The sequence below is a fragment of the Streptomyces olivochromogenes genome, assembly GCF_001514115.1.
In the GTDB taxonomy this organism is placed as follows: domain Bacteria; phylum Actinomycetota; class Actinomycetes; order Streptomycetales; family Streptomycetaceae; genus Streptomyces; species Streptomyces olivochromogenes.
Genome location: NZ_KQ948479.1, coordinates 73,665 through 93,191 on the forward strand (window position 1 = coordinate 73,665; position 19,527 = coordinate 93,191).

General features: G+C 68.9%; 35 protein-coding genes. 18 read left to right on the plus strand and 17 right to left on the minus strand.

The window, feature by feature from the left end:
• Positions 1–86: 86 nt before the first annotated feature.
• From AQJ27_RS45100 to AQJ27_RS45115, 5 genes are all read left to right on the plus strand, one after another.
• A complete protein-coding gene (locus tag AQJ27_RS45100) occupies positions 87–1,355 on the plus strand; it encodes a hypothetical protein (RefSeq protein WP_067383017.1) in 1,269 nt (422 codons plus the stop codon).
• Positions 1,356–1,543: 188 nt separating this feature from the next.
• Positions 1,544–1,705, plus strand: a complete 162-nt coding sequence (locus AQJ27_RS56925; protein WP_159064577.1) for a hypothetical protein — start codon at positions 1,544–1,546, stop codon at positions 1,703–1,705.
• A gap of 115 nt (positions 1,706–1,820) precedes the next feature.
• The gene (locus AQJ27_RS45105) at positions 1,821–2,828 is read left to right on the plus strand and encodes a DNA-methyltransferase (protein ID WP_067383020.1); all 1,008 of its coding nucleotides are present in this window, start codon (positions 1,821–1,823) and stop codon (positions 2,826–2,828) included.
• Positions 2,829–2,956: 128 nt separating this feature from the next.
• Positions 2,957–3,355: a hypothetical protein gene (locus tag AQJ27_RS45110; RefSeq protein ID WP_067383023.1), complete on the plus strand. Its 399-nt coding sequence runs from the start codon at positions 2,957–2,959 to the stop codon at positions 3,353–3,355.
• A 150-nt stretch (positions 3,356–3,505) separates the two neighbouring features.
• Positions 3,506–3,754, plus strand: a complete 249-nt coding sequence (locus AQJ27_RS45115; RefSeq protein WP_096240474.1) for a hypothetical protein — start codon at positions 3,506–3,508, stop codon at positions 3,752–3,754.
• Between the two features lie 14 nt (positions 3,755–3,768).
• On the opposite strand, the gene AQJ27_RS45120 is transcribed toward AQJ27_RS45115, so the two are convergent.
• Together AQJ27_RS45120 and AQJ27_RS45125 are read right to left on the minus strand one after the other, a co-directional pair.
• Positions 3,769–3,966: a hypothetical protein gene (locus AQJ27_RS45120; protein WP_067383029.1), complete on the minus strand. Its 198-nt coding sequence runs from the start codon at positions 3,964–3,966 to the stop codon at positions 3,769–3,771.
• A 224-nt stretch (positions 3,967–4,190) separates the two neighbouring features.
• On the minus strand, positions 4,191–4,748 hold the full coding sequence (locus AQJ27_RS45125; protein ID WP_067383032.1) for a hypothetical protein: 558 nt from the start codon (positions 4,746–4,748) through the stop codon (positions 4,191–4,193).
• Between the two features lie 123 nt (positions 4,749–4,871).
• Between AQJ27_RS45125 and AQJ27_RS45130 the strand changes: the two genes are divergently transcribed.
• The 10 genes from AQJ27_RS45130 to AQJ27_RS45175 all read left to right on the plus strand — a co-directional run bounded on the left by AQJ27_RS45130 (position 4,872) and on the right by AQJ27_RS45175 (position 9,648).
• Positions 4,872–5,132 (plus strand): hypothetical protein, encoded by a 261-nt coding sequence (locus AQJ27_RS45130; protein WP_067383035.1) that lies wholly within the window; start codon positions 4,872–4,874, stop codon positions 5,130–5,132.
• 96 nt (positions 5,133–5,228) lie between these two features.
• Positions 5,229–5,972, plus strand: coding sequence for a hypothetical protein (locus AQJ27_RS45135; RefSeq protein WP_067383038.1), 744 nt, complete (start codon positions 5,229–5,231; stop codon positions 5,970–5,972).
• 2 nt (positions 5,973–5,974) lie between these two features.
• The gene (locus tag AQJ27_RS45140) at positions 5,975–6,295 is read left to right on the plus strand and encodes a hypothetical protein (RefSeq protein ID WP_067383041.1); all 321 of its coding nucleotides are present in this window, start codon (positions 5,975–5,977) and stop codon (positions 6,293–6,295) included.
• A complete protein-coding gene (locus AQJ27_RS45145) occupies positions 6,295–6,627 on the plus strand; it encodes a hypothetical protein (protein WP_067383044.1) in 333 nt (110 codons plus the stop codon). The genes AQJ27_RS45140 and AQJ27_RS45145 overlap by 1 nt, the downstream gene beginning before the upstream one ends.
• Positions 6,628–6,739: 112 nt before the next feature.
• A complete protein-coding gene (locus tag AQJ27_RS45150; RefSeq protein ID WP_067383047.1) occupies positions 6,740–6,958 on the plus strand; it encodes a hypothetical protein in 219 nt (72 codons plus the stop codon).
• Positions 6,955–7,359: a hypothetical protein gene (locus AQJ27_RS45155; protein ID WP_067383049.1), complete on the plus strand. Its 405-nt coding sequence runs from the start codon at positions 6,955–6,957 to the stop codon at positions 7,357–7,359. The genes AQJ27_RS45150 and AQJ27_RS45155 overlap by 4 nt, the downstream gene beginning before the upstream one ends.
• On the plus strand, positions 7,356–7,952 hold the full coding sequence (locus AQJ27_RS45160) for a hypothetical protein (RefSeq protein ID WP_067383052.1): 597 nt from the start codon (positions 7,356–7,358) through the stop codon (positions 7,950–7,952). Before AQJ27_RS45155 ends, AQJ27_RS45160 begins: the two co-directional genes overlap by 4 nt.
• Positions 7,949–8,347 (plus strand): hypothetical protein, encoded by a 399-nt coding sequence (locus AQJ27_RS45165; protein ID WP_067383055.1) that lies wholly within the window; start codon positions 7,949–7,951, stop codon positions 8,345–8,347. Before AQJ27_RS45160 ends, AQJ27_RS45165 begins: the two co-directional genes overlap by 4 nt.
• A gap of 1 nt (position 8,348) precedes the next feature.
• A complete protein-coding gene (locus AQJ27_RS45170; protein WP_067383058.1) occupies positions 8,349–9,167 on the plus strand; it encodes a hypothetical protein in 819 nt (272 codons plus the stop codon).
• Positions 9,160–9,648, plus strand: coding sequence for a hypothetical protein (locus tag AQJ27_RS45175; protein ID WP_067383060.1), 489 nt, complete (start codon positions 9,160–9,162; stop codon positions 9,646–9,648). The genes AQJ27_RS45170 and AQJ27_RS45175 overlap by 8 nt, the downstream gene beginning before the upstream one ends.
• A 4-nt stretch (positions 9,649–9,652) precedes the next feature.
• Here AQJ27_RS45175 and AQJ27_RS45180 read toward each other — a convergent pair whose 3' ends face one another.
• Positions 9,653–10,531 carry a helix-turn-helix domain-containing protein gene (locus AQJ27_RS45180; RefSeq protein ID WP_067383063.1) on the minus strand — a complete coding sequence of 293 codons (879 nt, stop codon included), beginning with the start codon at positions 10,529–10,531 and terminating at the stop codon, positions 9,653–9,655.
• A 491-nt stretch (positions 10,532–11,022) separates the two neighbouring features.
• Here AQJ27_RS45180 and AQJ27_RS45185 point away from each other — a divergent pair, with 491 nt between their 5' ends.
• The 3 genes from AQJ27_RS45185 (at position 11,023) to AQJ27_RS45195 (ending at position 11,858) form a co-directional block, all read left to right on the plus strand.
• Entirely contained in the window at positions 11,023–11,238 is a 216-nt protein-coding gene (locus AQJ27_RS45185) for a hypothetical protein (RefSeq protein WP_067383066.1), read from the plus strand.
• 100 nt (positions 11,239–11,338) lie between these two features.
• Positions 11,339–11,599, plus strand: a complete 261-nt coding sequence (locus AQJ27_RS45190; protein WP_067383069.1) for a hypothetical protein — start codon at positions 11,339–11,341, stop codon at positions 11,597–11,599.
• Positions 11,600–11,666: 67 nt separating this feature from the next.
• Positions 11,667–11,858 carry a hypothetical protein gene (locus AQJ27_RS45195; RefSeq protein WP_067383074.1) on the plus strand — a complete coding sequence of 64 codons (192 nt, stop codon included), beginning with the start codon at positions 11,667–11,669 and terminating at the stop codon, positions 11,856–11,858.
• Positions 11,859–12,108: 250 nt separating this feature from the next.
• Here the strand turns inward: AQJ27_RS45195 and AQJ27_RS56930 are convergent, their stop codons facing one another.
• From AQJ27_RS56930 to AQJ27_RS45260, 14 genes are all read right to left on the minus strand, one after another.
• Entirely contained in the window at positions 12,109–12,534 is a 426-nt protein-coding gene (locus tag AQJ27_RS56930) for a hypothetical protein (RefSeq protein ID WP_159064578.1), read from the minus strand.
• Positions 12,515–12,979 (minus strand): helix-turn-helix domain-containing protein, encoded by a 465-nt coding sequence (locus tag AQJ27_RS45200; protein WP_067383077.1) that lies wholly within the window; start codon positions 12,977–12,979, stop codon positions 12,515–12,517. Before AQJ27_RS45200 ends, AQJ27_RS56930 begins: the two co-directional genes overlap by 20 nt.
• A 59-nt stretch (positions 12,980–13,038) precedes the next feature.
• Entirely contained in the window at positions 13,039–13,350 is a 312-nt protein-coding gene (locus tag AQJ27_RS45205; RefSeq protein WP_067383080.1) for a hypothetical protein, read from the minus strand.
• A 98-nt stretch (positions 13,351–13,448) separates the two neighbouring features.
• Entirely contained in the window at positions 13,449–13,796 is a 348-nt protein-coding gene (locus tag AQJ27_RS45210) for a DUF6233 domain-containing protein (RefSeq protein WP_067383083.1), read from the minus strand.
• 93 nt (positions 13,797–13,889) lie between these two features.
• Positions 13,890–14,540 (minus strand): nuclease-related domain-containing protein, encoded by a 651-nt coding sequence (locus tag AQJ27_RS45215; RefSeq protein WP_067383086.1) that lies wholly within the window; start codon positions 14,538–14,540, stop codon positions 13,890–13,892.
• Complete coding sequence (locus AQJ27_RS56935) at positions 14,537–14,902, minus strand: hypothetical protein (protein WP_159064579.1); 366 nt, start codon at positions 14,900–14,902, stop codon at positions 14,537–14,539. The genes AQJ27_RS45215 and AQJ27_RS56935 overlap by 4 nt, the downstream gene beginning before the upstream one ends.
• 467 nt (positions 14,903–15,369) lie before the next feature.
• Complete coding sequence (locus tag AQJ27_RS45225; protein ID WP_067383092.1) at positions 15,370–15,597, minus strand: hypothetical protein; 228 nt, start codon at positions 15,595–15,597, stop codon at positions 15,370–15,372.
• Between the two features lie 63 nt (positions 15,598–15,660).
• Positions 15,661–16,167: a helix-turn-helix domain-containing protein gene (locus tag AQJ27_RS45230; protein ID WP_159064580.1), complete on the minus strand. Its 507-nt coding sequence runs from the start codon at positions 16,165–16,167 to the stop codon at positions 15,661–15,663.
• Complete coding sequence (locus tag AQJ27_RS45235) at positions 16,164–16,730, minus strand: DUF1643 domain-containing protein (protein WP_208948615.1); 567 nt, start codon at positions 16,728–16,730, stop codon at positions 16,164–16,166. The genes AQJ27_RS45230 and AQJ27_RS45235 overlap by 4 nt, the downstream gene beginning before the upstream one ends.
• Positions 16,727–17,437 (minus strand): Rcat domain-containing protein, encoded by a 711-nt coding sequence (locus AQJ27_RS45240; protein WP_067383097.1) that lies wholly within the window; start codon positions 17,435–17,437, stop codon positions 16,727–16,729. Before AQJ27_RS45240 ends, AQJ27_RS45235 begins: the two co-directional genes overlap by 4 nt.
• A gap of 2 nt (positions 17,438–17,439) precedes the next feature.
• On the minus strand, positions 17,440–17,850 hold the full coding sequence (locus AQJ27_RS45245) for a hypothetical protein (protein ID WP_067383100.1): 411 nt from the start codon (positions 17,848–17,850) through the stop codon (positions 17,440–17,442).
• A gap of 14 nt (positions 17,851–17,864) precedes the next feature.
• Positions 17,865–18,422, minus strand: a complete 558-nt coding sequence (locus tag AQJ27_RS45250; RefSeq protein ID WP_067383103.1) for a hypothetical protein — start codon at positions 18,420–18,422, stop codon at positions 17,865–17,867.
• Positions 18,419–18,865, minus strand: a complete 447-nt coding sequence (locus AQJ27_RS45255; RefSeq protein WP_067383105.1) for a hypothetical protein — start codon at positions 18,863–18,865, stop codon at positions 18,419–18,421. Before AQJ27_RS45255 ends, AQJ27_RS45250 begins: the two co-directional genes overlap by 4 nt.
• A 91-nt stretch (positions 18,866–18,956) precedes the next feature.
• A complete protein-coding gene (locus tag AQJ27_RS45260) occupies positions 18,957–19,349 on the minus strand; it encodes a hypothetical protein (RefSeq protein WP_067383108.1) in 393 nt (130 codons plus the stop codon).
• Positions 19,350–19,527 lie beyond the last annotated feature (178 nt).

Genomic DNA, 19,527 nt, shown 5'->3' on the forward strand with positions numbered 1-19,527 from the left:
CTCAGAGTAGCGGGTGTTGGCGTATCGCCAAGTAGTCACCCTCATCAGACGCGCCACATGATCCACGTCGTGACGGAGGTGTCACGGTGAGGAAGCGCAGCGGTCGGCCGCCGCGGTTCGCGGCAATCCCCAACGAGACGATCGATGACTCGGCGAGCCTGGACTTCATGGCTCTTGCCCTGCTCAGCGTGCTTCTCCGGCATCGAGACGGGTGGAACATTACGCTTGCGGTGATCGGCGCGAAGTACGGATATGGCCGTGATGCACTGGCGAAGGCGATGGGGTTTCTCCAGGTCGCCCGGTACGTGGTGAAGATCCGAATCATGTCGGCCGAAACCAACCAGTGGTCGACGGAGATGTGCGTCTACGACACGCCCGCCACGGACGCGGAGGTTGCCGCCCTGCTGGAGGCGGTTCGTCGGGAACCGGATGTGCGCGCAGTGCAGGTCATCGAGCCGACGGAGGCCGCTGTCGAACACGCGGCGAAGAGGCGGGCCAAGTTGCAGCCCGCGGACCGCCGGACCTCCCCCAGCGTCGCAATCCCCCGAGTGCCGGAAAACCCGCACTCGGGCGCGGCCAGCGAGAACGGCGAGTTTCCCCAGGTGAGCCCCGAGTGCCGGGATTCCCGACAGTCGGGGAACCCTGCAGTCTTTAAGAAGACGGTGAGTAAGAAGACTGGAGAAGATGAAGAGCCCTGGGGTGACGGCCGGAGGCCTTCTACAGGTAGGGGGTCATCGAGCGCTGGCGGCTCCGCCGCGTCCGGCAAGACGAAGCCCCCATTCTCCCGAGACGAACGCGCCCAGTACGACGCGTTCGTGAAAGCCCTCCCCTCCCCCCTCGCTGCTCTGGTGCCCCGAGGGCTGCCGGATGCTTTGGTGCGGGCCGTACTGGCCGCGGTGGACATCAGCAGCCCAGAAGGCCGCACCGTGGAGCAGCTGGTGCGGTACCGGCTGATGCCGAAGTGGGATCGGTACTACAGCTCCCGAGACCAGGCCGGCCCGATCGAGAAGCCGGTGGGTGTGCTGGTGGCGATGCTGCGCCGGGATGCCGAGTGCGGGGACGCCCGGTGCGACGAGCGGACGAACGTAGACACGGGGCAGGCATGCAGCGCGTGCGAGATGCGGGCTGTGGACCGGCGTGCCGACCGCGAGAAGGACCGGCAGACCTCGGATGCTGCCGTGGTTCCGGCTGCCGTTCCCGGACCGCGCACAACGGCTCCCAGGGCGTCGGCGGCTTCGGCAGTGAAGGTTGCGCCCGTGGTGGTGGACCCTGCGTCTGTTCCTCTTGGGAACTACCGGAGTGGTGCGCAGATGGCCCGGGCGGGGATGGTCGACAAGGCGTACCGGCCGAGGTGACCCCCAACACACTCCATCTTGTATTGCGTACGTAATAGAAGATGAGTTAGTGTCTTACACGTACCCGGGACCGGCTGAACACAGCTACCAGGCCAGGATCAGCCGGCCCCGGACCCTCCCAAAACTCCAGGACGGGCGTGCCACAGCATCCCCGACAAGCCCCCACCACGCCCTCCTGGAGACCCGAAGTGACCGACGACAGCCCCCACAACGACCAGAACCCGACCCCCTACCTCAGCATCATCGCCCTCGCCGCCCTCTACTTGCTGATCCGCACGATCGGAGGCCAACCCGAAGACGCCACCGCCGCAATCACGGTGGCCAGCCCCCTACTCGACGTCCGCCTCTAGCCAGGGCCCGCCCGAATCCCCCCGGGTGGGCCCTCCCTCATAAGCGGGGGGAACACGCGACAGATTCCACGGCACCGTGAAGGTGCGCCCACCCACCAACCTGCGGGAGCCCCGGATGCCCGACCCGTACTACAACGATGACCAGGTGACACTCCTCCTCGGCGACGCATTGGAGCAGTTGCGCACCCTGCCCGATGGCTCGGTCGACTGCGTCGTCACCTCGCCCCCGTACTACGGGCTCCGTGACTACGGCACCGAAGGGCAGTACGGGCTGGAGTCGACGCCCGCGGCCTACGTCGAAACGATGCGTGCCCTATTCGCCGAAGGGCGACGCGTCCTTGCCAACGACGGAACGCTGTGGCTCAACCTCGGCGACAGCTACGCCGGCTCCTGGGGTAACCAGGGTCGTGGCGAGCCGCGGCCGATGAAGCAGGAAGTTCACGACGGCAGATACCCCGACAAGGGGGCCCGGACTGGTGCTGTATCGCCGGGAGCGCCGCCCGCGAAGAACCTTTTGGGCATTCCGTGGCGGGTGGCATTCGCGCTCCAGGACGACGGCTGGATCCTCCGCAACGAGATCATCTGGTCGAAGCCCAACGCGATGCCGGAATCCGTGCGCGACAGGCTCAGTAGCAGGCACGAGCATCTGTTCCTCTTCGCCAAGTCGCCACGGTACGCCTTTGACCTCGACGCGATCCGAGTGCCGCACACTTCGCCGCGCGCGAGGCTTCTCGCTGGCACCTCAACCGGCGGGCAGTCCCGCACAGGTAAAGCGACCGGCATCGGCGTGGGTGACCGCGACGGAGGCACCGCGGGCGGCGACCTGTCAGCCACCTCCCACGCGCTTGGACGGAATCCGGGCGACGTCTGGTCGATCAGCACGGCCAAGTACCCTGCCGCGCACTTCGCGGTGTTCCCGATCGACCTGCCGCTGCGCTGCATCAAGGCCGGATGCCGTCCGGGCGGGACTGTCCTCGACCCGTTCTCCGGGAGCGGCACGACTGGCGCAGCCGCCAGACAGCTCGGCCGTAAGTACATCGGCATAGACCTGAACCCGGCCTACCACGAGTTGGCCCGCGAGCGCTTCGCGCAGGGCGTCCTCGACCTCGACCTGCCTGCGTGATCGCTAGGCCCACCCGTCACCCCCCGGGTGGGCCCTCTTCATGCGCCTAGGCGTTCGACTCACTCGAGGACTTCGAGGTCCCGCGGGCCCCACAATCTGAGCAGCACCCGCCCACGAAACGGAGACCGATGATCCCCGCCAACGGATCGCACTACGTCCACTTCGAGAAGAACGGCAGCGGCTACGTTCCCAGGCTGCCCGTTGTCGCCTGGGACGACGACGGCTTCCCCCTCGTCGTAAAGAGGGGCATGCTGCGCCGCGCCTCCGACCTCGGCAGCGTCACCGGCATCCATCAGAATCATGCTGAGGTTGTCGGCGCTGTACCGGGTGGTGGCTGGCTGATCGACTGCACCGACAGCGAAGGCAACTCCTGGACGACGCCGATCCTCGCTTGGACGATCCACGCGGACACCACGGCGATCCCTCTCACGTCGGACAGCGACGGGGTGACCAGCGATGCGACGGAAGGCCTCGAGTCGTACCGCATCTACCACCCGGACATGACGGACGTTCAGAGCGGCGAGTAGCCAGTCCCGGCCCGGCCACCGTCCTGTGCGGTGTCCGGGCCGCTGTACGCCCCGTGGGGCGTCTCGAGTCGGCTCCCGCCCCGTACTCCCCCACCGTCCCGGCCGGATCGCGCTCTACCCCCGTCCAGCCTGCTCGTTGACCCTCGAACCATGGGCGCTGGGGAGCAGCTCGGAGCATGCGACGAATGCGGCAGCAGTCGGGGGCGGGTACGGGACTTGGGGCTGCGGGATCCGCTCGCCCTGTGCGGGGACTGCCTGAACGGCGCAGTCACGGCGTGGCGGGGGATCGACCCGACGCCATTGACGACGTCCGAGGTGGAGCGGGCGGCCGCGGCAGGGATGGACCCGAGGATGCTGCGCCGGCGCCTCGACACCGCACGCGAGGGTGATACCGCCTGAAACCGGGCCACGCCTTACGCGGCGTGGTCGTCGTCCGCGGTCGGGAGCTCGGTGTGGCCCTCGTGCCAGGGGTTCGTCCACCCACAGGCGCCGCAGGCGTACCGGCCGTTCACCCCGGCGATCTGCGTTCCGCAGCGGCGGCAGTCCGTGGTGGTGATCTCCTGCGACTCAAGGAACGCCACGGCCGGCGTCGGGGCGTGTTCAGCGGTCATGGGCGGCACCCTACCTGCGGGGCGGGTGCGGTACCGGAGATGGGCCCACACAAAGGGCACAGCCACGATCCGTCAGGGCCTTGCTGTCCGGAGCCTCCGCACTTCGTGCACTGCACGGCGTCCACCGTCCCTCGGTTCGGATTGTCGGGTCTCTTGAGGATCCCGCGGGAGGCGTGCGGGCGGTAGATGACGGGGCGGCCGGGGTCTTCCCTGCGGGTCCCGGGTCAGCCGCCCGGTGTGGGCGAGGGCCGCAGTGCTCCCTTCGCTGCCGCCACCAGTTTCATTCGGCACCGCTGTCCCGCCGTCTCCAGGACCGGCCAGCGCGCCCACTGCCGGTCGAACGGGTAGGACGCGTCGGCCTGCTGGTCCAGGTACTCGCGGAGTTCCTCGACATGGTTCGCCATGTCCTCCACGGCGTTCTCCACGGCCTCCGGGCCCAGCAGGTGCGCGCGTTCCAGGGGCTTGCGGAGGGGCGTCTCTATGGCGTCCACGGCCATTGCGATGGCTTGGTGGAAGTTCTCCGTCTCCCCGTGGTCGTCCATCCACCGCTCGCGCTCGTCCCAGGTCTCCACGATGCCTTTCGCGTCGCGCACGGCGGCGTCCCAGGCGTCCAGGAGCAGCAGGTAGGCCTCCTGGCGTTGTCCTCGGAGCCACTGCCCGTGTTCCACGACGGCCTGGTCGGTGACCCCGCGGCGGCCGACGTAGATGCCGGCGAAGGTGCCGCCGATACCGAACACGCCTGCTGCGATGGCGGCGACGATGGCCGCCCATGCGTCTGTCATGCCGTCATCCTGCCGCTCGGGGGCGGGGTTGGGGAGGGCTCTCACACACCACACCTCTTGTATTGCGTACGTAATAGAAGATAGGTAGGGTGGACCCCACACCAACACCCCAGGGGGAACCCAATGGCCACCGTCACCCTCACCAAAGACGCCGTCACCCTCTACGACATCGAGCAGAACCGCGTCTGGGACACCATGAGCGCCCGCGACGGCGAGCGCGACGTGCGACTCTGCCGCGAACTGGGCGACACCGTCCAGGAGTACGAGACCACCGACCGCGACGGCAACCCGTACCGCATCGTCTTCCAGATCAACGCCCCCATGGCACACCGCGGCCAGGACCAGGGCGGCGTGTACGTCTTCCCGCTTCCCGCTGCGAACTGACCGACCACCTGCCCCGGCCACTCAGGCCGGGGCAATGCCGTGCCCGATCCGCGAAACCATGACCGTGGACACGCCTCCCCGCCCCTGGAGCAGCCCATGCCCAACACCAGCCCACAGCCCGAGCGCACCCCGTACTGCCACAAGATCCGCTACGGCATCACCGGCGCCCCGATCCTCGACGAGAGCGAGATGGACGGCAGCCACGCCCCCGGTGTCGGTGTTAAGCCAGCGCTGATCGAACTCATCTACAGCGCGGCCCAGGACAGCCAGCCCGCGGTGCCTGCCCGCGTCAGCGCCTCCGTGACCGGCTGGTGGATGCGGTTCGGCGAGCGCGTGCAGCCCGAGAGGCAGGTGACGACGCACTTCACGAACGGCCCGAACGGCTGGCCCGCGTGGCTGGCCAAGGAGGCGCGGCTCCACGACCCGGCCGCCGCTGTGTCGTCTGCGTCCGACGGGCTGCCCCGCATGGCTGAGGAGGCGCAGCGTGGCTGGCAGCAGTGCCCGGCCTCCGAGTTCGACGGCTACGGCCTCCAGTGCCAAAAGGAAGCTGGGCACAACCTGTGCACCTTCGAGGAGCCAGGGCAAGCCGACGAGGCGCAGCAGCCCGAGACGCAGGCCGCTGTGGCGTACCGCTCGCCCGGCACGCGAACGCTGTACTGCCTCACCTGCGCACGGCAGGAGACCGCCTGGCGCCCCGTCACCAAGGCCGACGTGCGCGACGACACCGAGTGCGACTTCTGCGGAGGCCGGGTCCTCGCTGTCGCCTCCCGGACGCTCGGCGAGGTCGTTGCCCGCTACCTGCCCGCCGCCGTATCCCAGCCCGGCAAGGAGGAGGTCTGACCATGGCCGGCGCCGATCGGAAAAAGCTGCTCCGCCAACTCGAAGGCCGCATCAGGCGGGGCATCGCCCTCACCGACACACGCTGGCAACTCAGGGACACCGGCATGACAGCAGACGAACTGTGGGCGTTCGAACTGCCGATCCGACGCCGCATCCGCGAAGAACGAGCCGGAAGGCACCGCAAGGGTGAGCGACGTCGCCTGACCGGGCCCACGTCTCGCCGATCCCGCCGGCCCGCTCCCGTACCCCACGCCCCCGGCGCGCTGCCCGGCCAAACCCAACTGGACCTGTTCTTCCATCAGCCCACCTTGGACAGCATCTGATGACCATCACCGTGACGCACGAGGGCAACGACCCCATGGGAGCCCCCAGCACCCACCGCGGGCTCCTCGAGAACTGCAGCGCCCCCGACTGCCAAGACCGCGTCCTCGAGCAGCAGAACGCCTGGGGCGTGTACTGCCCGCACGGCAAGCAGATCGTGGAGAAGGACCCCGACCGCACCGACCCCGAGGGCTACCCCGTCGGCCGGCTCGTCGACCCGTGGCCCTGCACCGTCGACGGCTGCACCCTCGAGGCGTTCGAGCAGCGCGAGCAGGAACGCGAAGACGAGTACTGGGACGCGATGAACGAGATCGCATCGGACGTGTACCGGTGATAGCCGACCTGCTGTCCGCCGTGGCCATCGTCGCCCTGGTCTGCGCGTGGACGTTCCTTGCCACCGTCCGCTGGGCGCGATTCGACCGCACCCCACCCGAGAGGACCCGCCCGTGACCGACAGCATGGCCGCCCGGGTACGCATAGCACTCGCCGCCGCAGGCCCCACCGTGGTGCCCGCCCGGTTCAGGGACGCCTACCAGCGCGGCGGAACCCCCACCCACACGCACCTGGTCGCCATCGCGGCCGCCGCCGGCACCACCCCGATCTGGCTGATGACCGGCTGGCCCGCAGCCCACGCCATCAACGCCCTCGAGAGGACCCGGCCGTGACCGACTACAGGGAATCCCAGGTCGACGCGCAGCTCGACGAGTACTTCGCGAAGCGGCAAGCCGCCCGTGCCGCCAGAGTCCGCGCCTTCCTCGACAGCCTCACCGCCCGCGAACGCGCACTCTTCCGAGACGCCGCCGTCATGGGCTACGTCCGCGGCACCATGCATCCCCGAGACGCGGAAGTCCCCCTCAACCAGGCCATCGTCGACGACGTCGTCCACGCCTGCTTCGTCTACCCCGACCTGTACCCGGCCGTCGCCACCATCGAGCGATGCCCCGGCTTCCCAGAGAAGTGCCCGAACCTGCGCGTCGTGCCCGCAGACCCGCCCACGCACGACGGCGGAGTCCGCTGCGGATGCGCCGACGACCCCGAGGACGAATCTGAAGGAGGACGCGCGTGACCAAGCACATCGAGCAGGTTGAGGCCATCAACGCCGAACGCGCCGCCATGCCCAAAGAGCAGCGGGTAGCGCTCGAAGCTGCCGATGCCCCGCTGCTGCGCATCCAACTCGCGTACGCCATGCAGCGCGCCGAGGACGCCGAAGCGAAGACGGGGCCCACCGACGCGCTCGAGCAGCGCCTGGCAGCGATGGAGAAGCTGGCCGCGGCCTGGCAGAAGGAAGCCGAGCGTGCCCGCAAGGATCTCGCGGACCAGGCATACCCGGACGACGCCATCGAGTTCGTCGCCTGGTCCGCGCTGGCCGGACCGCTCCCCGAGGTGGACATCATTTCCATCCTCCGAACGATCCGTCAGTGCCGGTACGTGGCCGCGAACTCCATCCACGTGTTCCTCGACGACTGGAAGGCCGCCAAGAAGCGCGTCACGGACCTCCATAGCCCCGTTCAGCACATGGGGCAGACCTGGTGCGGCGAGTGCTCCGTACGGCGCTCCACGGGCCCGAAGGCGGAGGAATGGGTGGCGTACATCCCCCACCCGTGCCCGACCCTCGACGCGCTCGAGGGCAAGGGCTGGCCCAAAGAGGAGGACAGGTGACTGAGCAGCCCCCGGCCGCACCACAGCCCTGCGCCGGCTTCCCCGACCAGTGTCCCTACCTGCTCACCGTCGACCCGAATCCACCGCACCACGGTGGCGGTGTCTGCTGCGGATGCAACGCCCGCCGAGACCTCGAGGACATGGCCTTCGAACTCGCCACCGGCGCTGGCGTCGTCGACCCTCGCGCGTACAAGGCCACCCTGGACCGGTACGCCGCGCAGGTCCTCACCCGGCACGCTGAGTTCCTTGAGAACCTCCCACCCGGTGGTGAAGCCCTCAAGGGACCGTACTGGTACCGCAACGGCATCACCGACGCGGCCTACTTGGCCCGCGACAAGGCCGACTGGTACGACCACGAAGCCGAGAAGAAGACCGATCAGCCCAAGGAGGACTGACGTGGGAGCCCTGAACCTCGTACCCGACCAGTCCCTCACGCCGGATCCGAGCACGAAGACCGGCGGCCGCGGCGGAGGAGGAGGATTTGCCGACCTGGCCCAGCAGATCTACCAAGACGACCGCGCCGACGCGAAGTCCCGCCAGCTCCTCCTGGCGTTCGCCTACGTCGTCACCATGCAGCGCACCGACGACCCGAAGGAACAGTGGCGCAACCTCCGTAAGGCTCTGGGCCGCAGCGAAAGGCACCGCTATACCGACTTCCTGCGCGAACTCATCGAGCACGACCGGCCCCGCTACGTCCCCCCGGACGAGCGGCCCGGCGGCTACGACCCGTCCAAGCGGCTGTGCGTCGGCCCGCGCCTCCGACCGTTCAAGGAGCGCCCCTACAAGGCGGAGCAGATGTCCCTGCCCGCCCGCGTAGCGCAGACCAAACGGGACGCCGAGGACTTCCGCAACACCGACAACGTCTGCGGCGCCCCCGGCAAGGACCGCGTCCTCGAGAAGCTGCCCGCCACCGGCTGGTACCGGTGGCACTGGTTCTGCCAACGGCACCGCGACCACGCCCTGCGCGTGAAGGAGCAGGTGAAGGCTCAGAACGCGGCCGCACCCGAACCCATCCCGAACGCCGGCGGCCTGATGCCGTGCTACTTCGAAGCCGACTGGGTCCGCCTGTACCGGCACTACACGTGGGACACCTGGGAGCCGCCCGTGTACGGCGTGCGCGCCGACGACTGGCCCATCCCCGGCAAGCAGCCCGTCCCGCAGCGCGCCCGGCTCAGCCTGGTCATCGGCGGAGGGCTGGAGGATCCGGATGAGTGATGAGCAGCGCCTGGCCAGGTTGGCGGAGGAGCTGTGCCACGTCTACCACTACGGGGTCGGCCTGGATGAGCTCGAGGAGGAGGACCCCGACCGGGCCCGCGCGCATCGGCGGGCCGCGCGCCGTTTCCTCCGCTGGCTCGAGAACGCTCCCAAGGAGGAGTTGAGGGAGGAGAGGCGGGCTGCGTTCCGGCGGGGCTACGACCGCGGCGCCGAGAACGCGAAGAAGTCGACCGCCGAACAGATCGAGCGCCTCGAGGCGGATGTCGCCGAACTCCGCAAGGACCGGGACCCGGAGGGCCTGCGGGCCCGTATCGCCGATCTGCAGTACGTGAACCGCGGGTACTCCCGCATCGTCATGGGCGGTTCAGACCTGCGCGCCGAGCTGGCCGATGCGCTGAGCCGGCTCGAGGCCGTACAGCGGGAGCTGGCCGTGCTGAAGGGTGTGCAGCCGTCCAACGCGACCGGTGAGCGGCCGTCCTGAGTCGTCAGGCCGCCGACTGATCGGTCTTGGATATGTCGCCTAACGGGGCACTGTCGTCGAAGTGGTAGTCGGGCGACAGGGCGAACTTGCAGCCCAGCTGTGCGGGCGACACGGCACTGAACTTGTCCTTCAGCACCTCAATGTGCTTCGTCAAAGTGCGCGGGCTGATGCCCAGCCGGGCCGCCGTCGTGCGCTGCTGAATCCCGTCGACCATGTCCCGCAGGATCGCCCGCTCGAGCGGTGTCGTCCGTACGCCCGCGGACGGGCCCGACACCGTGTCCACAGACCAGGGCCGGGCGCCCGCCATCGCCTCCCGGACGTCCGATCCGGTCCGCGGCTCCCCCTTCCACGGCTGGGCGAGCTGCCAGGCGTTCATGAACGCTCCCACGATGAACCCGATCGCCGCACGGTCCGTCACATGCCATGCCGCGTGCGCGGGTGAGCCCTCCACCACATAGTCCGATACGAAGGCGTGCTGGCGGTCGATGACGATGGCCCGCTCGTACGGGGCGACCAGCGTGCGGTACTCGGCTCCGTGACCGCTCATCATCCCGATGTGGGAGGCCATGGCGGAGGACTGGCGGACGCTGTCCCGGTACAGGGTGTACATGGTCACCCCGCGGTCGAGGGCGGCCCGGTCACGCTCTACTGACCGCTCGAGCTGTTCCTTGGTGCGGGCGCCGCCGGGCTGGGCGGCGAGGATCTCCGTGCTGGCCGAGTTGAGCAGGTCGTCGAGGCGGGTGTTGACCACTGTCGCGTCGTCGATGTACTCGCTGCCGCCGCCGGCCAGTGACTGGGCGCGTTCGAACTGCGCCGACAGCTGTTCCGACATCTTGCGCAGACCTCGCATTTTCGCGACGCGGTCTGCTGCTTCGGTCAGCATTGCCTCGAGGCTTCTCTGTGCAATGTCCTCGGGATTCAGGGCGACTGGTCTGCCCCCACCACCTGAATCGATCTTCACAAATCCCCAGGTGGCCAACTCGGCGACGGAATCCGCACACCCCTCCGGGACCGGTTCACCCGCCGCGATCAGCCCAAACGCGTGCACAGCGTCCGCGGACAGCAACTCCCGATCACCCATTCCTGAATTCATGGCCAAAGCTTCTGTTCCCCCGTCAAAACAAGGCCAGGCGCTGCGTATACGCGCAATGCGTAGATACGCAGCACACAAAGGTTGAGGATGAAAAGACTGTACGGCAGTTTAGTTGCGGGGCGTCCCCCGGCGCTCGTACTCCACGTCCTCCCCACGCACCGCACGCGTCTACTGCCAGCACGCGCGCCACAAGCCACGGGATTCGCAGCGGACCAGAGCACGAGAAAACCGGGACGGCGCCCCACTATCGTTCCCCGGACAACCGAAGAAGGGACACCGCCGTGAACAAGCGCATCCGCTGCATCGTCGCCGGCCTCACCCTCGCCACCGCCGCAGCGACCGGCGCCGTCATCACCCACACCGTCACCGCCCCCCGCACAGACACCACCTGGGGCGCCCCGGCCGACACCACGTGGGGCAGCGAGCCGGTCGACCTTCCCGTCACCCTTCCCGTCGACCTGCCGACCATCACCCCCCTCGACACCACCTGGGGCTGACCCGGCCCGGCCTGGCACGGCATGCCCGACGGGGACACCCCGTGCCAGGCCCGCCCCGACCCGGGGCAACAACCGCCGCGATCCGCGGGACCGTGGATGCATGGCCCTTCCCCGACCCGCCGAAGAGGAACGCGTCGCCCTCTGCGAATGGCTGACCGCGAACGGCATCGACCCCAACACTGTTCCCCTGCACTCCGAACTGTCCATCGTCGACGGGGTCATCCGCTTCGAGCAGTACATCCTCACCGACGACGGCCACAAGCAGGTCGACCCCGAGCACCGTGATACCGCGTGGACCCGAAACGCCACCGCACCGTGCACGGTTGCCCCGCCGGCCGAGCTGAACATCGCAACAACCTGAACGCCCCCGTGCAGGCCTTGGACGGTAGGCTGGCATCAGCCCTCCCACCGAAACCGGACCCCTCCTGATGTCGTCTGCCGCGTACGCCACGTTCGCCACCGTCTTTGCTCTGATCGCGTTCGGGCACGCACTGCTGGCCTGGACGAGGCGCAGCAGGACAGGATCCACTCCGCGAGGCGGCCGTTCCGCCTTCAACTACCTCGTCTCGGGCGCCGTGTTTTTCGCCGGAACTGCCGTCTACTGCGCTGTTCTCGCCTGAACCACCCCTTCCGCACCCAGGTGGATGCGAGACTTCCCGTGGCGCTGGTGGCGTGTACGTCCCCCGTGGCGGCACCAGCCGACACCTCCCGGCCGCAATCCGCATTGCCGCCCGGGGAACCCTGTGGCCCGCGTCTCTGGGGAGACCGGGCCACAGGCATGCCCGGGCCCGTTGTCAGTGGGCCGTGCCAGTGTGGAGACCGCACCAAGCCCGTCCCTCGTCGGCGGGGGACGGGCTTACGCGCATTCGCTCACGCCTGTGCAGTTTGGGGCGGCCGAGCCCAATACCCGGCCTTGGCCTTGGCCTGACGACACTCCGGGCAGCGGCACCCCTGGTTCCGGTACGTAGCGGCAGATCCGTGCTTCAGCTTCGGGTCGCGTCCCTTCAGTAGGGCATCGTCCAGTTCACGCCTGAACAGCGGATTCTTACGGGCGAAGCTGTGGATCTGCGGTCCGGGAACTCCGAGGATCCCCTCTATCTCCCGGAAGGTTCGCCCCTTGCTGACCATGGCGAGCACCCGCTTGCGCAGGTCGATAGGGAACACGGCGCGGGCAATCTGTCGCGTGCGCTTGCGGTCCTGCGGCTTGCGTTTCTTCCGGCACGCGTCACAGCGGCTGTAGCTGGTGTGCGTGAAGTCGCAGCAGTCATGGCACTTCTTAAGGGGCGGTTCGCTCACGCCTCGTTCCTCCGGGCAGTTCGCTTGGATCGGTAAGCGCCACGTTGTCGGCATACGCGATGCTCAGGGCTGGCACCTCCTGCGCGATGCGCGCAACGACGGCCCGGTGCCAGGAGGCTGGGAAGTCGGCTTCGGGATGCGCGGCGTGGTACTCCGCGTCGCTCCGGTAGGTGATGAGGCCAGGGTCGGGAATGTCCATCAGCTTGTCCACGGCGCCCCCGATGAACTCTCCAGTGCGACGCTCCAGGTCCTCGATGGCGAGCCGGACGCCGTCGGGGATCGGGTACTTGCCCTGCTCCCAATGTCGAACGGTGCGTGAGGAGACGCCGAGGTGGGCGGCAAGCCAGTCGCCGGTGAGGCCGAGGAACTCGCGAACGACCTTGAACTCTGCGTCCGTCATGCGCTCGTCCTCGGGCATGCCGGCCGGGTCGGTGTACTCGGGCATCGGAGACTCCAATGAGGGAGGCCCCGGCTGGGGGGTGCCGGGGCCAGAGTGGGGCGCTGCTAGGCCTTCTCGACGGTGACGATGTAGGCGTTGTCCGTGACGTCCCAGTCGCCGACGGTCTTCCAGCCACTCGCGGCCAGGAGGGCTTCCGTCTCGGTCTGAGCGTCGTCGATGTCGCCGTCGCGGGCGTCGACCGTGGTCACGGCGTAGAACTTCTGGTCGCCCTGGGAGGCCCAGACGGGGGTCTCGTTGCCCTCTTCATCCTGCTTGTAGCTGATGGCCTGGTCTTCGATGACGGTGACGTCCATGCAGGGCTGGTCAAGAGCGGAGGTGTCGTTGACGAGCCAGGCGGTGAAGTGGGTGAGGGCCATGTCCGGGTCCTTCCGGCGGGGTCTGGGGCTGATCCCCTGACCTCATGACCAGAACTCTAGCTTCCTACTTTAGGAAGCGCAAGGGTTATGGCGTCACATCACCCCTCGAGGTAGCCGAGCTCCGCATCTGGCCGGCAGTGGATGCAAGCCTCCACCCCACCCGCAATCGCCCGCCGAACCGTGTCGCTGTCCACGCCCTTCACCCGGCTCGACTTCGCCGCGATATGGCAGTCCCCGAGGTGCACAGCCACCGGCATCGCGTCCCGGTTCAGGCCGTACTCGATCAGCCAGTCCGGCGCCGGCGGCCGCGCCCGCTCACCCCGCTGCCTCTCCTCCTCCCGGAGCAGCACCGCTTTCTTCTTCGCCCGCACCCGTTCCAGGGACAGCACCAGATACGTCTCGATCGCTTCGAGTCGCGGCAGGTCAGGCGGCAGATCATCGTGCATACGTTCGAGTGTAGGCACAAAAAAAGAAGGGCCCGCCGCTCCGCAGAGCAGCAGGCCCCTCTCCACCTCCCAAGTGTCCCCACACCGTACGCCTCACTCCTGGTACGGGTGAAGTACCGCGTCCACCCTCGCGGCGACCGCGGCCGCACGCTGGGGATCCCGGGCCTTCGGAGCGGCCGCCAGCGTCGGCACCAGCCACGTCGGGTCAAGGACGTACACCGGGTCCGCCATCCCGGGCACCCGGACGTCCAGGTGCCCGCCGGACACCGGGGAACCGTGCACCACCAGCAGCGGCAACACCTTCACCCCCGGCAGTCCGAGTGCCCGGGATATCCGTACCGCGTACCCGGCGACCTTCTCCACCTGGCCGTGACGGTCCTCGTCCCCGCAGTACACGCGACCGCGGACAAGCCTGGTGGTCCAGTTCCGGCGCCACGCCTTCGTATCCAGCACCACCACCGCCGTCCCGCACGGGGAGACGAGGACCGTGTCCACGTTCCACCGGGCCCCGGATAATCGGAGGTCGTGCCGGATCGTCCAGCCCGCCCGTACGAGGGGCGCAAGGAGGGCTTCGGTGACAGCCTCCCCGGCCGCTCCGTGCGCCCACAGGGCCGCCTGGGAGTCCGCGCGGGCGGCCGCCGGATTCAGCCCCGCCCACGCCGTGACACGCCGCCACACACCCCGCCGGGCGTGCGCACGCAGCGCTGCAGCCTTCGCCGCCGCCGAGTTCCGCGGGGCGCTCACCGGTCCCCCTCCAGCAGCCTCTTCAGGAACGCTTCCCGCGCCGCGGACCCCTCGAAGCACTGAATGGCCCACGCCAGGGAGGTCCGGATGCCCGCAGCGATGCCACCCTGCGTGGCCCGGCCCTCTTCCGCGCCCGGCTTCGGGGGCTGCGCGGCACAGGCGGTCATCCTCTGGAGATCGGCCTCGAGTTGGGCCTTCAGCCGTACGTACTCGGTCGGGACAGGCCCGCGGAGCGTTCCCGGCTGCTCCGGAGCAGCGCGGTCTTTCCAGTCATAGCGGACCAGGAGCAGCATCCACCCGCGGCTCGACAGCACCCGCCGTACCGGCTCATACGGCGTCGACCTCGCCAATGTGACCCGCACAGCCTCAGGGTTCTGCTTCTCCCACACAGACAGCCGGCAATCCCGACCCAGACGGATCCTCATCGTCCTTCCACCTCCCCAAGCAGGCCTTCAACGTGAGCGGAGGCCCGGCGAACGAGGACCCCGAACCGAACCGCCACTACGGCTGCCGCCAGGGCGAGGAGCGTCCACCACCACATCAGCTCTGCCCCCTTCCACCGGCCGTGCGGCGGCAGACGTCCTGTTCTTCGCGGTCGGACTGGATGTTCGGCTTCTCGGTCATGCTGCTCCTTCGAGGGATGAGGGGTTCCAGGTGTCGGGACCGGGGATCGTGCGGACGGGCCGGCCGTTGTGGCGGGTGGACCAGACCCGTGTCAGTCGGCGCCGGGACTGCGGGCATTCGGGTCGGCCGTGCGTCCACAGGCGACGTTTAGAGGTCAGGGCCACACGGCGTCCACAGGACGGGCAGGTGACGCGCTGCTCGGCCATCACAGGACCGTCTTCCGATGCTGGGCAGGCACCGGCCGAGGACGCCGGGAGCGGGCTATGGCCTCCAGCACGGTGGCCAGGCCCATCACCCCGGCCGCGGCGACCGGGTTCACCCACATCGGCGGCCGGTACGTACCGGTGACGGCTATCCACACGCCGGCGAACGCGCTGGCGAGGGCGGCGATGAGACCGATCTGATCGAAGAGGGTGCGGAGGCGTGGAGGCATGAGCCCTCCCAAGGGTGATGTGACGGTGGGTAGTTGTCCGCCCGTGAGCGGAGAAGAGTTTGGCTACGCCGCGTCAACCAGGCCGTGTTGTACGGCGATCCGCAACGCGGCAGCGCGACGCTCATCCTTGGGGACATCCGACAGCCCCAACTGCGTGTAGATCTTCGACAGCCTGGCCGCCAAACCCTCACGAGGAATGCCCAACTCAGATGCTGCTTCCGACAGCGTCCTTCCGCCCGTGACGGCGCCCAGCAACTCCGCCTGGCGCGCCGTCAACGGAACCCGGCGTGCGGGCATCCGCCACTCCCGCGACAGCATGTAGGCCATATCGACCTCCAGCGCGAAGCACGCCTGGGCGAAAACTCTCAGGGTTCCCCCGCCGGCCTCCAGCCGCTGAATGGCGGTTCTGCCCAGACCAGCCCGGGTGGCAAGGCGAGGCTCCGACCAGCTACGAGCCTGCCGTTCGGCACGTATCCGGTCGCCGAGGTCGGCGAGGACGTCCTCCCAGTCCGGGGACGGGACGGGCCCGTCACCCGAAGGCGACGGGCCCACCTGCACCGGGGCGGTCATGCTGCGGCCCCATACGGCTCGAGGACCGCCACGCCCGGCAGGTACAGCGGATGCCGCGGCTGCCCCGTCGACGTCTGTCCCAGGCACTGCAGCTGCACACCGCGAGCCCGCAGGGTCTCCGCAATCCGGGCGCCACGCCCGTTGTGCTCGACACCAGCAGCACCCCACGCCACGACCACCGTGCTGGCGCTCGCGGTGGCCCGCCGTATGAACGCGTCGTTCACCGGACCGACCGGGTCCGGATGGTGGCGCAGAGCCCGCGGGTCGGTGGAGCACAAGGCGAACAGGTTCACCACCACCAGCCCACCGGCGCCCTCACGACGCGCGAAGGACGTGCACCGGCGGATGGTCGGATCGTCGTCCATCGCGTCCGCCGTGCTGGGGTTGAGCATGACGAACACGGCCGGCGCGATGGTTGAGTCCCAGATCCGGGTCAGCAGGTACCGGTAGGTGCGGGCCCGGCTGTCGAACACCGCGGCCGCGATACCGCCCGCGAGGTCCTGCTTCTGCTCCACGTGCACAGACAGCTCAGTCTCGGCCGGCATGAGGGTCAGAACGCTCACGCGCCACCGCCACGGGCCGGCCTACGCTCGCACAGCGAGGCACGGGACTCGGATCCGCACACCGGGCACCAGAACTCGTCGACCTCGTCACCATGCTGGGTGCCGCGCCCGTTCTCCCAGAACGCCCACCGCATGCACTGCGGGCACTGGTACTCGTAGGCGTCCTTCGTCGCCTTCACCCACGCCTCGAACGTGGCTCCCTCGTACTCAGCGACCTGATGCGCTGTCTTCAACGCCTCGTCCAGCGTGTACGGGTGCGCCTTCTCCAGGCCGACGGAGCCGATCGACAGCCACTGGCCGTCGATCCACACCTTCGGGTCCGTCATCGACCCGTCGGTGACCTGCCAGCGGTCCTCCGCGAGGGTCCAGCGTCGGACCACGACCTCTCCGTACCCGCCCATCGTGTTCGTGAGGGGGACGCGGAACTCCTGGGCGAGGGAACGGAGGAGGAGGGACTCCTGCCGGAGGTGGTGGAGCTCGCTTCCTTGCTCGTCCTTGGACCAGCCGATGGGCTGCTCATCGGCCGGCTTCCGGTCCACAGCCTCCGCCAGCGCCCGCGCGGCGAGGGCGAGCTGCTCGATGGAGTACTCGTAGGCAGCGTCCTCGTGCGGGTCGTCGGCCCGGCTGTAGTGCGTGGCAGCCACGACATGCAGGGCGGTGGAGACGACGGTCTCGTGCTCGTCGACAGGCGGGTGGTACATGCCCATGGTCAGGACTCCTTCAGTTCAGGGAAGAGGGACTGCGCGCGGCCGTGAGGGCAGGCCGGGCTGGTGGCCGTCCATCCGTGGGCCTGGCAGTAGCCGTGGTGGTCGAACCAGCACGGGTCGGGGTCGGCCATGCCCTGCACCAGCGCCTCCAGTTCGGCGACGCGGTCCAGGAGGAACGGGACGTCCTCTCGTGCGCGGGCGGCGAAGCTGGCGTTGCGGTACGTCTGGCCGTCGCCGTGCTCGCCCTGGAGCGTGGCCACGACGCCGTCGGAGACCATCCCGGCCCCCCGCTCCGTGCGCAGGCGGGCGTGGACGTAGTAGGTGCCCTTGCCGTCGTAGTCGGTGCCCCAGTGGCCGGGCGTGGCCGCGTCGGCGCGGGCGCGGATCTCTTCGATGCGGGGTGTGGCGGTCATGCGGTGATACCTCCTCATAGGGCGGGCAGGTAGTGGACTTGCAGAGCCTGGCCGTCGCCTTCGTCGGCCCAGTTCATGAGCCACGCGCACTCGGCGCCTTCCGGCTCCCACTCGAAGACCACCGCCTTCGGCTTCAGCTCGGCCAGTTCGTCGCGGATGGTGCTCTCGTCGTCGATGCCGCACTGCTCACGCAGGTAGGTGGCGACAGCGGCCTCGGCCTTGTCCCGGTCGGCGGTGATCGCCACCATGTCGTCCTCTTCGAACTGGACGACCAGGACGCCGTCGTACGCGAAGTCCATGCCGGGGTGCTGAGTGCCGGGCTGGAAGCGGCCCATGGGCAGAGCTGGTACGGGTACGACCTGCTCGAGGTAGCGCAGGCCTTCGTAGTCGGGGCACAGGGCAAGGTTGGAGCGCTGCCCGTCCAGGCGGACCCGCAGGCTGGCCACGTCGTCAGTGACGGCGGTGATGATGCCCGGCAGGTACAGGGTTTCGGAGTCGTTGTGCAGGCTGCGGTAGTAGGCGAACTCGACACGGCGGCCGACGACGGCCAGGTCCTCGAGGGTGCTCGTCATGCTGCGGGGGTCTCCTTCGGGGTCTTGGAGCGGCGGGTGAACGGGAGCCGGCCGGAGGGCCGTGCGAACGTCTTGCGGAGGGACGGCTTGGACGGGGCCAGGGCAGGCTCAGGAGCAGGCGTCACAGCCTCGGGGTGCCACAGCTCCACCCACACGCCGTTCGACCGCCACACGCACGTCACACGGCCCGGGACGCTGTAGTCGAACCCCGGCCGCTGATCGCCCACGCCACCCAGAACGAGCGGGTACTGGGACGCGAACAGGCGCAGAGCGTGCGCGGCACCCGGGCCGACCACTTCCGCAACCAGCCGCGGCGAGCCATCCGGAGCCTTCGTCTCACGCCAGTCGGGCACGCGGGCCCTGAAGTTGCGGTGGTTGGTGAACAGGTACCAGGCCTTCACGGCGTGGTCCTTCTCGGTGGCGACGGTCTCGGGATCGGTCATGGGGCCTTCCGTTGGGTGAGAGCGTTGTAGAGGTGGTGGATGGTGCGGGGTGTGAGCTGCCAGACCGCCAGCGGCCACAGAAGGAACGCGGTCACGGCGGGTCCAACGGCAACTTCTTCCAACCCATGAGCGTCCACTGGAGGCCCTTGACACGGCGCTGGTCGCAGATCGGGTGGTTGCATTCCTCGACGCTTCCGTCGCCGAGCCTCTGGTAGCCCTTGCACTGGATCAGCCACTGGTAGACGCGGCCATGTAGGGCGCTCTCTTCTTCGTTGAGCTGCTCGTCCCGGGCGATGGCGGAAGCAAGATCTGCTGCACCCCACTGGTTGCGGCAGGGGCCTTCCCCGCGCGGCTTGTCGTGCGGGTAGAGGAGTCCGTCGCGGGTGACGGCGGCGAAGGTCCGGCAGGCGTGGCAGGTGGCTTGGCTGCCCCAGTTGGTTTCAACGATGACGCCCGGTCCTGGCCGCTCCATCAGCGTGTGCATGCGGTTCTCCGAGGTCTCGCAGGAGGTGGGCCGCCCACCGCGGGCTGCGATGTCTGGGTGGGCGGCCCGTTCGTGGTGGGGGGTGGGGTCCTGCCCCGAGGTTGGGGGGCGGGGCAGGACCCCGGGGGTGGCCTCCGGGGGGGGCGGAGGCCGGGGAGGGCCTCCGGAGGGGGGAGGG